Source organism: Demequina lignilytica (assembly GCF_030418375.1).
GTDB lineage: Bacteria > Actinomycetota > Actinomycetes > Actinomycetales > Demequinaceae > Demequina > Demequina lignilytica.
On record NZ_JAUHPZ010000001.1, the window covers coordinates 556,888 to 573,314 of the forward strand.

At 63.9% G+C, this 16,427-nt stretch carries 7 protein-coding genes; all 7 read right to left on the reverse strand.

What is annotated here, in order from left to right; translation table 11 throughout:
* Positions 1-199: 199 nt before the first annotated feature.
* Complete coding sequence (locus QQX13_RS02490) at positions 200-5,134, reverse strand: ATP-binding protein (RefSeq protein ID WP_301152395.1); 4,935 nt, start codon at positions 5,132-5,134, stop codon at positions 200-202.
* The gene (gene mads7, locus QQX13_RS02495; RefSeq protein ID WP_301152397.1) at positions 5,131-6,750 is read right to left on the reverse strand and encodes a methylation-associated defense system protein MAD7; all 1,620 of its coding nucleotides are present in this window, start codon (positions 6,748-6,750) and stop codon (positions 5,131-5,133) included. The genes QQX13_RS02490 and mads7 overlap by 4 nt, the downstream gene beginning before the upstream one ends.
* Positions 6,747-10,541: a protein kinase domain-containing protein gene (locus tag QQX13_RS02500; RefSeq protein ID WP_301152398.1), complete on the reverse strand. Its 3,795-nt coding sequence runs from the start codon at positions 10,539-10,541 to the stop codon at positions 6,747-6,749. Before QQX13_RS02500 ends, mads7 begins: the two co-directional genes overlap by 4 nt.
* Before the next feature lie 2 nt (positions 10,542-10,543).
* A complete protein-coding gene (locus tag QQX13_RS02505) occupies positions 10,544-12,088 on the reverse strand; it encodes a 3'-5' exonuclease (RefSeq protein WP_301152400.1) in 1,545 nt (514 codons plus the stop codon).
* Between the two features lie 596 nt (positions 12,089-12,684).
* Positions 12,685-13,482, reverse strand: coding sequence for a PP2C family serine/threonine-protein phosphatase (locus QQX13_RS02510; protein ID WP_367305451.1), 798 nt, complete (start codon positions 13,480-13,482; stop codon positions 12,685-12,687).
* Positions 13,442-14,122, reverse strand: coding sequence for a vWA domain-containing protein (locus QQX13_RS02515; RefSeq protein ID WP_301152402.1), 681 nt, complete (start codon positions 14,120-14,122; stop codon positions 13,442-13,444). Before QQX13_RS02515 ends, QQX13_RS02510 begins: the two co-directional genes overlap by 41 nt.
* 36 nt (positions 14,123-14,158) lie before the next feature.
* Entirely contained in the window at positions 14,159-16,363 is a 2,205-nt protein-coding gene (locus QQX13_RS02520; protein ID WP_301152403.1) for a protein kinase domain-containing protein, read from the reverse strand.
* Positions 16,364-16,427: the final 64 nt, after the last annotated feature.

The following is a 16,427-nucleotide window of genomic DNA, read 5'->3' on the forward strand; positions in this document are numbered from 1 at the left end:
ACGGTGGGTCAGGTCAAGATGTCACCAGTCAGTGCGGCAGACCCGATGCCCTATCGAGCGAGCGACCGCAAGTTGTTGCTCGGGCCTTCGTGACGCTGGCGTGAGAAGGAACGTGCAGTCATAAGAGACTTGGGAGCCTGACTGAGCTTGTCTCGCCCGAGCGGCTTACGGCGCCATGCTCGAACGCTCCCGGTCAGATTCACTTGGCCATGTAGACCTTGCGCGCTCCTGAGGCCTCGGGCGTTGATACGTACGCTACTCCGACATTGAGCTTCTCAATCTCTTGGCTGAGGTCCGTTCCCTGGCGCCCCCGGAGGAACTTGCTCACTGACTTGGATGCGGGGTAGTTGGTCCGGAATACGATCTTCGTTCCTGCGTTGCCAAGGACGTCCGCATGGAAGTCGTCGACATTTTGGCTTGCGACTACGACTCCCGCGCCATATTTGCGGCCTTCTTTCATGAGCTTGGGAAGCGTGACGTCTTTCGCCATGCGATGGGCTTCGTCGAGTACGACTGCGAGCTTCATGGAGCCGTCTTGGGGCCACCGGAACATCTCGCGGTAGACCTTGCGGAGGATGAATGATGCCGCGACCCGCTGGACCTCCTCGGTCAGGCGGCTGATGTCGACGACGAGTCCGTGCTGGTCTGGATTGAGGATGTTGAAGCGCTCGGCCTCTGTCGGCACGAACAACCCGAAATCGGTGAAGGCGCGCAGGCGGGCGACCGCGTTCTTCCCTGCCTGCTGGCCCTCGAGGCTAGTCAACGCGTCGACGAAGTCGTCGATGGTGGGTATCGACGCACCGGGGTCGAGCGCCTTCCAACCGTGGTCGGCGAATGCATGCCGCAGGGCGTTGTAGACGTTGTCGCGCTGGATATCGCCGAGTCCCGCGACGTGCCCGAGGATCTCGGCGATCTCCATGGCGTTGGTGTTGATCGGTCGGCCAGGTTGGACGTCAGGCTCGAATGGGCTGAACGGGAGTCCTATTGCGGCGTCGAGGACTCTGGCACCTTCCGGGGGTTCTGCCGCCATGTCGCCGTGGAAGTCGAACACGAGGGCCGGCAGGCCCCCGGAGGCGAAGTCCCGGATGATCTTGCGGGTGGTAACCGACTTGCCCTGGCCCGGGATTCCCAGGATGAATGCATGGGGGCTGCCCTTGGTGCTGACTGTCCAGCTGGCCTCACTGCCCGTCGCGTCCTGTCCGAGGACAACCCGTACTTCAGTGGCGGCGCGATTCGGTGGCTCGCCCTCGATTTCAGCCGAGGAGTCGCGGGGCTCTGGCTCTTGAGCCGGCTCCTCGCCGTCGCGCGGGGTCTCGACCTGAGCGGCGGGACGCGCGGACGGTCCAGGTTCGCCGGAGTCGGGTGCGACCGTGGCGTCAAGTTCGTGCACCATGGGCTCAGCCTCCACGAGCCGTCCACCGTCGACAGCCGCATTCGTGAATTGCGAGGCGGCGTCTTCCGACCCGGATTGGGCACTCTCCCAGGCCGCCTCCGTCTGCTCGGCAAGCGTGGTGAAGCCGACGTCGGTGAGTGCTGCACCCGTGATCACGGTCATCGGCGTGTCGTTGTACTTGCGCTTGAAACCGTGGTCGCCCTCGATGCTGATGACGTAGCCCTGTGTCGAAATGTCGGCGTTCTCGCGGTTCTCGCTGACACGGTCGATGTAGCGATGGATGTCGGCGATGCGTTCCGAGGCAACGATGCCGTTGGCGTGTGCCCGGTCTGCGTAGTGGTGGAGCAGGCTTGCCAGTCGCGCGCGTTGGAGGTCGGAGTCGACGCGCGGCGGGTCTGAGAAGAACCTGGACGCGAGCAGCCGGCGAGTGTCTTCGACTTGTTCAACGATGCGCTCGGCAAGGGCATCGGGAAGGTAGGCCTCCTTGCGTGCCTTCACCTCGACGCACTCGATCTTGAATGAACGCTGGCCGATCCGGACCAGCAGGAGGTCACAGCGCCGTGCCTCTCCTACGTCACGGAGCGCGGCACCGAAGATCTCCTGGTGTGCGTCCACCGGCACGACGATGACGTCCTCAAGCTGGCCGCGGGCCTTGAGGTAGACCATGAGCGCGGCCAGTGAGACCGCCTCACGTGCCTGGGAGTTGTCGCGCAGGAGGCGTAGCGCCAATCGACCTGAGACCAGAGACAATGTTTCGAGGACCTTGCCGACGGACTGGTCGACATTCGACAGACCAAGCTCGGTCATCGCTCGGTCCAGCAGCATCTCGACTTCGTCACGGTGGGTGGTGGTGACCGTGAGCCGGTCGCCGATGCCCTCGACGAAGTCCGGGGCGTAGTCGAGGATGTATGGCTGGTCGAGCAAACCGTGTCCGAAAAGGTCGGCGCCGATGTAGCGGTCGAGGCCGATGACCCAGTCGGCGCGGTCGTGCGCCTTCCTCACGATCTCTTGGCGGTCCTCGTTCAGATTCACGGCGATCGTGGGCATTTCGCCCTCGGGAGCGCCTTGGTGGCGGGCGATCGCGCGTTGATGGGTGCGATGGACGACGCTCACGTCCGATTCCGTCGCGCCTGCCGCTGGGCCGAGGGCCGGGTAGCTAACCCATGTCTTCGATGGGCCCGTCGAATCGGCTGGCTCCGTCACGATAGGGACGAGCAGGCCATTTGCTGCGGGCTTGCGCTCCTGTGCGGGTCGGAACTCGACTGTCGGCTCATAGACGTCCTGAACGACGGCGATATGCGCCTGTGTTTGGTCGCTCGCTACGGCATCGAGGGGCCGGACGCGAAGGGACATCGCGGGCGTGAGGTGGTTGCTTTCGCGGCCAAACTTCCGGCTGCGAAGTGCGGTCTGCAAGTCGACCAGTGAGGGCACCGGCTTGACGTAGGCAGCGCTGTCTGAATAGGCGATCACTTCGAGTCGGTGCGCCTCAACGTCGTCGTCACCGCCTGCTCGGTCCGCGCTGACGTCGTGCGCGAGTGCGCCGGCGACGAGGTCTCCGGAGCCGGGATTGACCGCGAGGGCGCGCAGGGCCTCGCCTGGCTGGTGGGCTAGCTCGTACGCGTCGATGCGTTCTGCGACGAGATCGGATGAGGCACGCAGGGTCGAGGAGGTGCGGTCAAGGCCCAGGACCGTACATACGGCTTCGGCGCCGCTGTCACGGTCGAGGTCCCCTGGAACAAGGTAGACGCCCGATCCGAAGGTCAGTTCCTCGGCGTACACCGCAACGTTGCCGTCGGCATCGAGCAAGGTGAAGGGGAGGTTCGCTGGGACGATTTGAGTAAGGAGCGTCGCATCCAGGGTCGCGGCGCGTGCGGGTGCCGGGTTGATCTCGATGAGCTGCTGGGCCCAAGCTCGCAGTGCCTGGTCGTGCATGCCGATCCAGTTGATCCTCAGCGGGTGGGTCGGCAGGACGACCACGGCGTGGACAGTCCGGTTGGCTCGCTTGACTCGGATGGTGGCGGTGTCAAGCAGGAGGAGGCCGCGCAGGGTTGCGCCGGTCGCCTGGTCGAGGGCGCGTTTGTAGGTGGCTGCGTAGTTCTTTGCCAGGGTGAGGATGTCCTCGTTCCAGGCGAGCGACTCGGCTGTGTTCCTGGTGCTGTCGGCGCTGATGGCCTCGAAAAGCTCAGCACGTGCTTTGGCGAGTGCGCGTGGGAGGTCAAGAGGCACCGCATCGGATGCGGTGTCGAGGTCGAGAGGCGCTCCGTAGGCCCCCCGCAGGACGCGGTGCTGGGCGGTCGCCGGTGCGCTGAGCGCTTCGCGTTGGAGGCGCACCAGGATCTCGCTGACACGGACCTGGATCGACCTGCGGTTGCCCAGACGCAACCCGAACACGCCACCAGAGAGATCCCACATCACGAGGTCTTCGCCGAGGTCGTCTTGACCTGCTAGCGCTGCGTGAAGGGCGGCCTCGGGGACGCTGACGGCGGCGCGTCGGAGGAGCTTCGCCTCAGGCGCGTCCTTGATCGCAATCTGGAACCACTGACTGTCGGCGGTTGCCTCTTCGCCGTTGTCGAGAGCGATCTCTTCGCCGTTCGACGCCAGAGGTGTCACCGATGCCACGAACATGTTCCCGGAGTCGAGATCGTCGACCGTAGCTTCGACCTTGACGGTCGCGCGGCGCACCTTGCCATCGGTGTTCTTGACTGTCGCAACGGCGAGAGGCTCGGACTCGGCTTCGCGGAGATCTTCAGGTTGCCGCACTTCGATGCGCCACCGCGCAACGGTCTCGACTACCGCCGGTGAGGTCTTCCATTGCACGACGAGCGACCCGCCGCTGTCTTCGGCGACCTCGAGGAGAAGCTGTGCGTCGCTTCCGAGCTTGAGCTTGCTGGAGCGTTCGAGCGTTCCGTCAGGCTTTCGGAACGGAGCCACTTCGAGGGATTGAAGGTCCTGGCTGACGGTGTCTGCGAACCTCCAACGATCGAAGGTCAGGTCGCCTTCATTGAGACGGCGTGCCCAGCGCGTCGGCGTCGCAAGTTCTGCGCCCAGCTGATCGAGGAACTGCCGCAGCGGCGCTCGCCCACTGCCTTCCTCGATTCCGGCGCTTGTGAGGCGCTCGTCGATCGAAGCGGCGGGGCGCGCCGGCCGGCTGATCGCCGCGACCGCGCGCCGGTTGCGGTCCAATCGAGACTCGAGGTCATCTCCAAGATCGGGGATGAGGCCAACCCGCCAGAGGTTCCTTCCGAATGAGTCGAAGGTTGGCTCGACGACCAGTTCCGCAAGGAACCGCAGCCAGGTCTCCTTGCTCCCTCCCAGGCGCTTCGCTTGTCGGTCAGCCAGGTCACGAACCGCCTCGACCGGGATGGAGTCGAGGACGGCCTTCTCGGCGCGATGGAAGAGGTCCGCAGACGCGATCCGCTCGAACGAGTTGTCGAGAGAACTCGCAGCGTGCCCCTCCCCCGCGGGCACGAGCAGGAGCAGCGCCCTGTGCTTTCGGTTCCTGAGCTCGATCGCCTTCTCCGGGGCGATTTCGATGCCCTCGACCTGCGGCTGCGAACGCAGGATGAGCACATCGGCTTGATCGCTCAACAGCGCGTGCACCGAGGCGGTCAAGTCCACAGCGAGGTTCGAGTCGACGCCATCGATGCGGACACAATGTCCCGGTTCTGCCCCGTCTATGTGACGGAACAGCTCGGTAGCGAGGCCGTCGATGAGGACCTGAGTGCCGGTTGTCTCGCTCACGGTGTGTTCTCCCTCGTGGAGACCACATCCCTGGGTCTCGTGACGTACTGGGCGCTGAAGTCGTCGGACAGGCCCTGGAAGCACCCCAAGAGCTTGAGGCGCCCGGTGAATGCGTTGAAGTTCTCTTGCGCTCCCGCGCGTGCGGTTGCTGAATCGAAGTCGGCCGGTGGGCGGTCGATGAGGATCCCGAACCGGGATTCGAGCCGTTCGAGCACGTCGCGAACGGGCAGCTTCGCGTGGGTGGTCGTTCCGTCTTCGTCGGTGAAGCACAGGCACAGGAGTGTCGTAAGCACCTCGTCGGATGGGGCGTATCTCCACGTGCTGCGCACTCGCAAGGTGCCCGAAAGCATCCCGTACGACTTGGCGATTCCACCGGTGTTGTGGAACCACTTGATCTGGTTCTCTAGGCCTCGTTTGCGAAGCGCCTCGACGAGGATCGCCGCAAGCTTGTCAGCGTTGCTGAGCGATTGAGCGTTCATCACGCCTTCGACGAACTCTCGCTCCTCGCTTCCCTCTGCCTGCATGCCGCGGATGGTTGGCAGGATCGAGAATCCGAGTCCAAAGTTGATGCCCTCGTGGTTGTGCAGGCTCGCTGCCCAGCGCAGCCGTTCACCCGGATCGTCATCGGCTGGCGGATTGAGTCCAGCGGCTTCTGCCGCACGGTCGAGTTCGCGAATCAGCAGGCGGTCGCGGAAGAAGGTCCGTAGGATCTCCAGATCCCGCTGGACGCAAAGGCTCGCGACCTCATCGGAGGGGCTGCCCTTGCGCCGCACAAAGTCGCAGTACATCTCCAGGGCGGGCGTATCGTTCGTGTCGCCGGACAGGAGGGACCGGACCACGCGAGCGGTGACGAGCGGCAGCTGGAACAGCCGCAGCGCGATGAGGGCGCTGACGTGGGTGAATGCCTCCGCCACCGGCATGGCGGGGCCGTATTGCCGTAGGAACGCCACGAGATCGTGCCCGAGTGGGTCGATCGCAGCTGGCACCGCCAGAGGCAGGAACGTGCGGTTCGCGTCCTTGGGGTTCTGACTTCCAGTGAAGCCCTCGAGGAACCGCAACGCCAGTAGCGTGTCGATGTCCACGTTCGACGTGCCATCGTATGCCGGCGCGTGCCATGGCATCTCTCCAAGCGCGACACCGGCACCGAATGTGTCGACGAACAGCTTCTTCACTCGAGCGGTATCCGCCTCCGCGCCACCCAGGACTCTCCACACGCTCTGGTAGGTGACAGTGTCGGCCCGGCGGTTGCGGTTTGCGGTCTTGGGAAGTCCGCTCCGGTAGGAGGCGATCGTCAATGGGCGGATGTAGCCCATCTGCACGGCGTCGCGGCGGCGTCCCACGCGTTCCTCGCGCAGCACTGATGCCCGGATCCAACCATCGAGCACGTCGAGCCCGTCCGCGCCGTCGATCCCTGCGATGTGTTCCGACTCCGAAAGTGCCCAGAGGTATTTGTCGTAATCCTTCGTGTCCACGCGGGAGCTGGCGTACAGGCCCCTCTTGACCGCCATCTCGAGGATGCGAGTCAGCATGCGGTCGATGTCTGTGTCGTTGAGCTCAACCGGGATCACGGTGGGGGTGACGAGGCTGGTTTGCTCCTTGGGGAGGACGATCTTCACTGCACGGACTCCATCTCGATGTTCCCCTCGTGGACCCGCGCCGACGTGACGGAGCCGGAGGAGTCGACGATCTGGGCCGACTGGGATGGCCGTCGCTTCAGCTGGTTGACGAAGCTGTCGATTTCTTGCCTGGTGGCGTCGGCGCCCACATCGTTGACGATCTCGCCATCTGCAGCTCGCAGGATGATCTCAACGGTGTCGAGGGTCAGATTGAGAACCGCTCCCTGAGAGTGGGTGAGCAGTAGTTGATCCTGCATCGTCTCGATGAATTCGCCATCCACCGTGGGGGCGTCGACGTCGAACTCGGATGCGGGGACCGTGTGCAGGATGGCCCACTGTGCGCCGTCCGCGCCGCTGCTCATCGCGAGCCCGGAGTCGCCGTAACCGAATGCGCCCGCGAGACGGCTGATGCCGAGCAAGATGCGATCGCGCGCCTGTGCTGCGCCTTGGCCGCTGAGCATCCCGATAAACTCGTCGAGGTACCGGAACGTGCGCAGATCGGCGGGCTCGATCTGGTCCGTCCGGACGGCCCCCAGACGGAAGTAGAGAGCTCGCGCGAGTTGTTCGGGGTTCGCGATGTGGGCTGCCCGCGGGTCGGACTTGAGCGTACGGAAGGCGCGGTCGACCTCAGGCGCCGGGACCCTTGCCGGATCGAGGCTTGCCCACTCCTGGACGAGGTAGTCCCCCGAGTCCGCCGAGAAGGCGAGGTCGTATGTTGCCGAGGCCTCCCGGTACAGCGGGTTCTGCCCCTCACCCCTCAACCGGTGGACATCGTCGCAGGTCAGGTTGCCGGTGAGGATCCACGCGATCGCCGAGCGCACGTCCCGGAATGTGGCGCGGCGCCGACGACGCAAGTGGCTGATCTGGACGAGCTCGCTGAACGTGGCTGCACCCTCGTCCGCGAGGAGGTTCCTGTTCGCAAGAATCGGGCAGCTCGCCTGCGCGGCGCAGGCGCGGCACACCTCCCACAGGGGCTCGGCGACCATCGTGGCGAGGACTTCAGCGCCCAGGCCCGGAGCCGATCCTGTGTCGGCGAGCGTGCGTCGCTTGAGGTCGATGAGAACGACCCCGCTGCCGTCGTAGGGCTGGCCGTCGAGCTGGTCTTGGATCGAGAACCACCAGTGCTCGTAGAGGTCGCTGTTGTCGACGAAGAACTGGTTGAGGCGGCCGTCGTTCACGGCGAGGAGTGCGGTGGCAGGTTGGCCTTCAAGCACGGGGGTCAACGCGCGATTGACAAGCTCGTTGGAGGTCATGTCCCCGTGGGATTCGCTGGCATCGAAGATGGCGTAGTACCGATGGCCGTCGAGCTCAAGAGTCCATCCGGCGTCGTCCGAGTCGATAACCGTCGCTCCGCGGGCTAGCAGCTCTTCGCCGAGCTTGACGAGCACGGAGGTCTTTCCATCTCCTGGATTGCCGCTTAGGAGCACGACGTCGAATTCTTTGGCGAGGACCTGCGGCAAGAGTCGCTGGTCTAGGAGCGTGGGGACGTAGGTGTCGTTGGCGAACTTGTCGTCCAAGCCCCGGTTGCCGGCGTTGCCGCCTGCCGCCGCCCGGTAGAGGCGTCGAATCGCGGAGACGTTGAGGTTGATTTGTGGTTCCAGCTCGACGTGCGTCTCAGATTCGACGTCGTCAACGACTCCTTCGGCGTCGGTGGGTGTGACGCGTCGCGCTGCGACCACCAGTCCGCGAAACGCGGTCGCCGATGCGGGCCGGGCGTCGGGCTGCTCCTGCAAGGCGTTGAAGAACACGTCGAGCAGCGGCGTGCCCTCGGCTCCCCAGGCTTCGCGCTCCTCCTGCGTAGGCGGATGGACTTCGACGCGATCGCCGTCGACGACGAACGCGTGTCGACCCAGCATCGCGAACGCCATCGACGCGGCGAACCCGAACAGGTCTGCCGAGGCTGTCATACGGCTTCCGCGTCGCACCTCGGGCGCGGCGAACTTAGGGTTCCATCCCGCCGCGCGTAGCCCGATCGCTGATGAGAGTCCGAAGTCGATCAGCTTCGCGCTGCCAGTACTGCTGGTGTCCTCGATGATGTTTGACGGTGTGACGTCGCCGTGAACACGGTCCTTTGAGTGGATGTACGCGAGTGCATCAAGGACGTCCAGTGCGGTCGTGCGGATCTCGTCGGCGCTCCGGTCGATCCCAGGTTCAGCCAGGCTCGCTCCCTCGACATACTCGGATACAAGGTAGGCGGGCGCGTCAGCGAGCTGCATGTCGTAGACGCGCCCGCACTTGTCGTGGGTCAGCGTGTCCGCGGCATGGAACTCCGCCCTGACGTGATCAGGGATGAGCTCGTGGAACTGCTTCAACACGCGTGTGAGCTCTGCGCGCTTGTCGTAAACCTTCCACGTCTGCGCGAAGCCACCAGATCCGAGGCTGCTGACGATCTCGTAGCGGCCACCGATGACCGCGCCCACCTGGAAATCGCCCACGGAGTCAGCCGTCACCGGAGGAGCCGACGGCGCCTCGATCCTTGTCGCCATCTCGGACGCGGTGGGCCGGCTAGAGGCGGCGCCCTCGAGTCCCTCGATAAGAGCCTCGGACCAAGGGTACAAGTCCTCCAAGGCTGAGCGAGTGTCGTCGAGCGCCATGTCCGTCACGTCTCGGCCGAGCAGCCAGGCAGCGAGCGAGAGGGAGAGGCTAAATACGTCAGACGGTGGCGTGGCGAGCCCGACGTCGGCTGCAGCTTCCGGTGCGCGGTAGTCCTCGCTGATGTCGTAGTCGGCCCAGGTGTAGATCGTCTGCTGGCCCGTGATCTTGGCGAGATGGAAGTCGCTGAACTTGACGAGCCGATTCTTCCCCAGCCAGATCCTCTGGGGGTGAAGGGCGCGATGCACGAGGCCGGCCTCGTGGACATCCTCAAGCGCCTCGAAAGCGTTGCGCACGACCCGTGTGGCGTCGGCGACGCCGATGACGCCGTTGTCTCGAGGAGTCGTCTGTGTCTGCACATCTCGCCAGAGCGTCCAGCTTTGTGCAGGGGGAATTACCGGGACCACAAAGAAGCCATGGGGTCCGCTCTCGAACGGTGGCAGCGCGCGCCAGGTTCGCCCCAAGTCTGCGATGACGTTGATCGCCTTGAATTCCCGCACGAGGTACTCGTGCGGGTCGCCTAGTTGCCTGAGCTGCTCGACGGGGTAGCACTTGAGGATGACTGGCTCGCCGGTGATCGGCGCACGCGCCTCAAATGCCTTCTCGGTGCCTGCGGCCGGGATCTGGCTGATGACCTTGTAGTTGCCTATGCGGTCGCGCTTCTCGGCCGGGGAGAGACCCTCAAGGTATTGCAGCAACACGGGCCTCGTCGCACCCAGAGTCATGGGCTCGCGCTCTTCGAGCGCAAGCATCTCTTCGGCGGCCTGAGGCAGCGTCCAAACGCGCTCGTTCTGTTCGAAGTTGCGACCCGACTGGACGTTTACTCCGTCGTAGCTGAGCACGACAGCGGCGAGCACCCGCTTGCCCTTGAGGGCCTTGTAGCCATTCACCTTGTCCCTGAGCAGGCCGGCGAGCTTGCGGGATACGGCGGCGACCTGAGCAACCGGCGAGTGGCGCCGATCGCCTTGTACAAGCCAATAAACATCATCGACGATGATTGTCGGACCCCAGTGCTTCTCTTCTACTGCGAAGATGAACTTCTGGCCGACCACGATGAAATCGACATCGTCCTTGTTGGGTCCGGCAAGCTTGCGCCCGACGTAGATGACCCAAGTGTCGGGAAGCTCACGCGCAAGCCATTCGGCGGTCTTGCGTTCGCCCGGGCCAACGTAGTCGTCCATCAATCGGATCTCAGCCATGGCTAGGCCTCCAAGTCGAAGTCATCCGGCCACATCCAACGCTTCAGGGTGTCCTCGCCGACGTGACGAATCCGCTCCAAGTAGGCGTTGTCACGCGAGTACGTGATGACCAGCCGGTCCTTCGCTCGCGTCATGCCAACGTAACCGGTGCGGCCTTGCTGCACATCGTCGTCGCTCGATCCATCGGGCAGGCTCTCCAGGCCGACAAGGAAGACGACGTCGAAATCGATCCCCTTGGCCGAATGGACCGTTAGCACCTTGACTGTGGGTTCGCTCAGGTCGAGTTCCGTTGCCTGATTCGCCCACACGACATCGACTGGAATACCCCGGCTTTGAAGCGCCTTGGCGACGGTGCCGACGAGGAACTTGCGTGTGACGAGCACGCCGATGTTCTGGAAGGCGACGTTCTCGCTCGTGGACAGCTTCGCGATGTCGTGTGCGACGGCATCACCCTGGCCCGACTTGGTGTGCGAGTAGACCAAGTCGACCGGAGGACCGTCGAAAGCGGTCGCGACCCACGGAACCTTGCTGTCGTCGCCCAGAGCCGACGTGACCTCCAAGATCTGCTTGGTTGAGCGATAGGCCCGTCCGAGCCTCAGGACCTGCACGTCGTCGCGCCACGCCTTCAGCTCGTCGATGCCGCTCTCGAATCGGTACAGCGACTGCTTCGAGTCCCCTGCCAGCAATGCGCCGCCGCGACCGGGGTGCAATGCGGCGAACGCTGTTTGGAGCCACGGGAGCCAGAAGTCCTGCGCTTCGTCGACGAGCAGGGCATCGATTGCAGGCGATCGCTCTAGTGCGGGGATAGCGCGCGCAGCGTCAGATGCGGCCTTGCCGGGGTCGCGCATATCCACTCGGCGTCCCATCGAGTGCACGAATCTCGCGAAGGTCGAGACTTCGACGTTCGGGTACGAGCCCACGAGCTCCTGGAGATACGGGACGAGCATGCGGTTGTAGCAGAGGATCTGGATTCTCCACTCCGGGTGGTCACGCGCCAGCCGCTGCGCGCGCGCTACCAGGACGATCGTCTTGCCAGAGCCAGGTGGGCCCTCGACGACACCGACCTCGCCGGCTGTCAGGGCCTCGACAGCCGTCACCTGATCGGCGTCGAGCCGCAGTCTCGCCGTCGCACGCTCGTCCGACGTTCGGTCCGTGAGATTGTCGCGTCTCGGAATGGGGACCTCGAGAGCTGGAGTGAACGCGGCGCGAATTTCGTCCGCGACTCTTTCGTCGATCGGGCGCGGGCGCAATGCCGCTGCCCAAGCGCCCGTCAGCGCATCCGAAGTCGTCACCGCGCGACGATCTGTGCTCGTCGCACCAGGGTCGACGACACGGCGGTCAATCGCGGTCCGCCTGATCGCGGGGATCTCTTCTCGCAGAAGCTCGAGCTTCCTGTTCAGCTGGACGGCCGTGTCGGTCTTTGTGCCATAGTCAAGGGCCACGACACCTTTGACGGGATGATGTGCAAGAAGCTGCGGCCGGACGCCCTCGTCGTCACGATGCGTCTCGAAGCCTTGCGCAGCAAGAGCCTCGGCTGCGGCGTCCATCGTCTCGGTCGAACTCACCCCAAGTCCCCCCCTGCGCCTCAGTGCGCGTACGAAGCCATCCAGTTCCGGACCTCCGAGCCTACCGACGGGCACTGGCGACGCGATCCACGGACGCACACGAATGCAGGGCTCCCGGCCCCGCCGCTATCAACACAGTGCATGACGACAATGCCCAAATCGCAGCGCCTACGTCGGCGCGCTGATCGAGAGAACTCGTGCCGAAACCAGAATCCATGGCCCCCGCCCTGGTCAAACACTGCCGGTTTCGGCACACACTAGCGACGAGGATCGACAGCCCAGGTACCGACTCGCGGGAACGGCGCGGACCCGATTGCACCTTTGCGATTTGCGGCTTTCCCCGCGAAGCGCTGCTCAAGCGCAGAGGGAGCCGCACCGCCCGACGACAGGGTCTGCCCCAGGATCGGTTGACCGGTCAACCGATCCTGGGGCAGACCCAACTGCCGCCTGGGCGACTGAAAGCAACTTGGCTGGGCTAGCATCCGCTGCGCGCCAGAGGTGCCAGCTCGGTCTTGGCGGGCGAAGCGGAGACATGATGGCTCCGCTCCGCCCGCCGGCACTTCCGTATCACGCGAACCTCACGCGTTCTTCCGCGCCAGGATGCCGATGCTGCAGTCGTCTCGCGTAGCGTTTCGGATGCGCGTTCCGATGAACTTTCGAAGTTGCTTCTCCCAAGTGGGGTTCCTGACCTGGAACTTCGGCGCACTAGCGACGTGCTCGAGCAGTTTGTCGCAGGCGGGTGCGAATGTCCTTGATCCCCAGCTATAGAGGCTAGAACCTGTGCCATCGCTCATCAGCACGAAGCCTGTGACTCCGTCGAGTGAGCCACGTGCGAGCCGTATCCGAGACGCTGCATCTGACGACGTGATGAAGGTCGTCTGATTCGCGAACTCTGCGTTGTCGGGGGCCGATGCCACTTCGATGCGGCCGTTTCTCTGGATGCCGATGACTCCATCGCCGAGATGCGCGAGAAAGTAGCGATTATCGTGCGTCGCGACGGCCAGGAAGGTTGCCGCCATATCTCTGGCGTCGATGCGGTGCCGATCAGCGGCGTGCGCTGCTCGTTCGCGGAGGTAACCGACGAGCTCAGCGGCTACCGTCGCCCCGTCGTCGCACTCCACGAATCGCTTGAAGTGGTCTGCTAGGTAGGCGGAGCCGGCCGACACCGCTAGCTGAGCGCCTACGGCCGCGTACCCCGCGGAACCGGCCCCATCGGAGAGGCAAAGCACCTGGACACCCTGACGAGACATGTACGAGGTGCGGTCTTGGCAGGGCGTGCCGTCAGCGGCGTGCGAGCGGCCCCGAACCTGATAGTGGAACTCCCGGAAACGCAAGTTAGAGTTTCCAGCCGGAGACATCGGGATCGGGGGTGACATCGTCTCCAGGCGCGTCGCCAGAGGCCTGCGAGACGGACTTGGACAGCCACTCGAAGAACTCGCGGAACTTGATTCCCTGAAGCCTCATGGGGTCTCTCCTCGGGCTGAACATTGCGAGGGCGTCCATGCTTGCGTCTGCGCCGATCGCAATTGCGAACACCGAGAGCTTCCGCCCGGCTACGAGTTCGTTCACGCGTTGGACCGCCCGCGTGAGCTCCTGGGGGCTGCCGTTCGGTTTGCCATCGGTCATGAGCACGAGCCAAGGTTGGTTGTACTGGACGCCGGTGTCCCGGTACATAGCCTTCCGGCGGTCGAGGGCGTCGAGGGCCATGTTCACGCCTTCGCCCATGTAGGTCATCCCCCCAGCTTCGAGTTGGCGAATCGGGCGCTCCTGCAAACGGTCGATGCCTGCGAACTCTGCGATCATCCCGGCTCCGTCGTTGAACTCGACGATGCACAACTCGACGGCGTCGTGCGCCTCCTCGTCTTCGTCTACCGCGTTCACGAAGAGTTCGATTCCCGCGGCTAGTTCGTTGATCTTGTCGCCTGCCATCGACGTGCTGGTGTCAATGCACAGGGCAACTGGCACGCGGAGCGTGTTGTTTTCGATAAGGTCCTGCATTCCGATGTCAAGCGCCATTTTTCGTGCCTTTCGCTGGTTGGGGCTGAAGTGCTGCTAGGAAAACCACTTCTTCAGGCGCGCCAAGAGGCCGCTCTGTTGCGAGTGCGTCTGCCGCGCAGTTTGAGGTCGGGCATTCGCGGCGGGCTGCGGGCGACGCGGAGTCTTGCTCGCTCCGCTTGCTGTCGCACGAGGCGCAGGTCGCGCTCCACCTGCAGCACGATTGGTTGCGCCTCCGGCATGCACGCCCAGAGGGATGCAAGCCGGGTCGTCCTCCTTGTGTCGTTTCTGGACGTGCAGGCCCTTGTTCTCGTAGAACTCAACCTGTCCGTAGGTCAGGAAAGGTTTGCCGCAGCGATCGCAAACGCGGCTCTCATCCACACTTCGGCGCTTCTCCTGCCGGCACCTCCCGCAAAGCCCGTTAGTGAGCTCACTGGATTGCTTCGGCCGGTGGCAGTTGGCGCAGGTCGGAAGATCCTGCATGCAGTCGATGCAGATCTTATGCTTGATGAAGTCCTGCTTCGTCTCGGACCATGTTCCGCACATCGAGGTCTTGCACTTCGCGCACCTGTATAGGGGAGCGCCGTCCTTGGCCTTGTTCCTGGTCGGAAACACATCGTTCGACATCGGGTCGTAGAGCGAGCCGTCGGCCAGCAGGTTCTTATAGCGGTGGAAGGCCTCCAGCCACTCCGCGATCGTCGGACGGTTGTTGTAGCGCGTGCCGTCTCGGTGGAAGGTGTTCCAGAACAGTTCCTTCACCTTGAACGGGATGTGGCTCCACATGTACTTCCAGGCACCCAGGGGCTGGTCCTGCTTGGATCGGCCATCAAACTGGAAGGCGAAGTAGCCCTCCTTGATCAGTTGCGTGCGCTCGCCGGGGCCTCCGACCCGCGAGTAAGGGAATGTACCCGTCACGAGAATCTCGAAGAGCATGGTCGCGATCGCGAACCTCTCGTGATCTAGGCTCCGAAGGAACTCCGGGTAGCGCTTGTCGATGATCTCGGGCGCGGTGAAGTCTGGCCAGCCGACCGGGCAGGGGTAGCCTTCGAGCTGCCACGAGTCGCAATCGATGATCGTGACCTGCTTCTGATCGTCGACGAGCAGGTTCTTGGGGTTGATATCGCCTACGACGATGTTGAGTGAATGCAGATACGCGACCTTCTCGAGGAACGAGATGCATACGTCGACGAGATCCGCCTTGGTCCACGCAGGTGAGGCCTCGCGCAGAATCCGCGGCCGGAAGATGGTCCGGTGGAGCTCCTTGCCTTGGGCCCTTGGCATCATGTAGCCCACGAAGTCGCCGTCGCTGTTGGTCACGATTGCGCTTGGGAAGCAGATGCCGGGCGAGGAATATTCTCTCTGGACGAGCAACTTGACCTTGGCCTTGCGGTGCTCAGTCAAGTGGTGCTCATCGAAGACCTTCACCACCTGTCCGTCGCCGACATCGTAGACGCGACCTTCGCCGCCCTTGCCGACTATGCCTAGCAGGGTGACCTCGCCGCTCGCCGACGGAGACTGGTAGCGCACGACGTCGCCCGTTCCGGGAAGTTCGTCGATCTCAACCACATTGTCAGGGCCCTTGAACGAAGGCTTCTTGCTGAACGGCCGGAATCCCGAATTGACGTCGCGGGGCTTGCGCGCGGTGTTGCGGGGCCGCGTCGGCTTAGTGGTCGGGTTGTGCGAGGGGAACGGCCCGGCGAGTCGCAGGAACTCCGGCAGCAAGCTCTCAAGCTTTGCGATCTCGTGGGCATCCTTGCGCGAGCGCGTCTCCCGCTGCTTGAGGTGGTTGAGCTTTCGGCGCGCCTTCCGGTAGAGCTCCTGGTCGCCAGTGATCGCGACGAGGCCTTCGCGTGTGAGCCCGCCCGCGACGAGCAGTCGAGCGTGACGAGCATTGATGATGCGGACGCTGAGCTGCACGGTGATGTCGAGCGTGAGGACGCACATGTCGTACTTGTCGCCGAACGCGTCGAGAACCAGATCGAAGGAGTCGTCAGCCTCGCGCATGCCGTCGTCGCCGAGATCGGTGCGCACCAGGCGCTGCTGCTGAGGGTCATCGAGGAGTGCGAGGACCTTGCGTGCGCGCTCAATCTGAAGGACGGCGCGTGCGTCCGTCAGGGCATTGACATCGCGCCGGCTGTTATAGGTCAGTTCGTCGATGACCTTCCTCGCGACTACCAGGCGATTGCCATGCTCGAGGATCGGACCCTTGATGCGCTGGAAGAGTCCGTAAAGACTGCCTTCGTTCTTAGGGTCTGGGTCCATGAAGACGTTGGTATCGATGAACAGCCTTGCGCCTGGCGCTACGAACGTAGTCGGGTCAAGCACC

Coding starts and splice junctions, on each gene's coding strand:
- QQX13_RS02500 (WP_301152398.1), bottom strand. CDS start 10,541: ATGGCTGAGATCCGATTGATGGACGACTACGTTGGCCCGGGCGAACGC.
- QQX13_RS02505 (WP_301152400.1), bottom strand. CDS start 12,088: ATGGACGCCGCAGCCGAGGCTCTTGCTGCGCAAGGCTTCGAGACGCAT.
- QQX13_RS02510 (WP_367305451.1), bottom strand. CDS start 13,482: ATGTCACCCCCGATCCCGATGTCTCCGGCTGGAAACTCTAACTTGCGT.
- QQX13_RS02515 (WP_301152402.1), bottom strand. CDS start 14,122: ATGGCGCTTGACATCGGAATGCAGGACCTTATCGAAAACAACACGCTC.
- QQX13_RS02520 (WP_301152403.1), bottom strand. CDS start 16,363: ATGGACCCAGACCCTAAGAACGAAGGCAGTCTTTACGGACTCTTCCAG.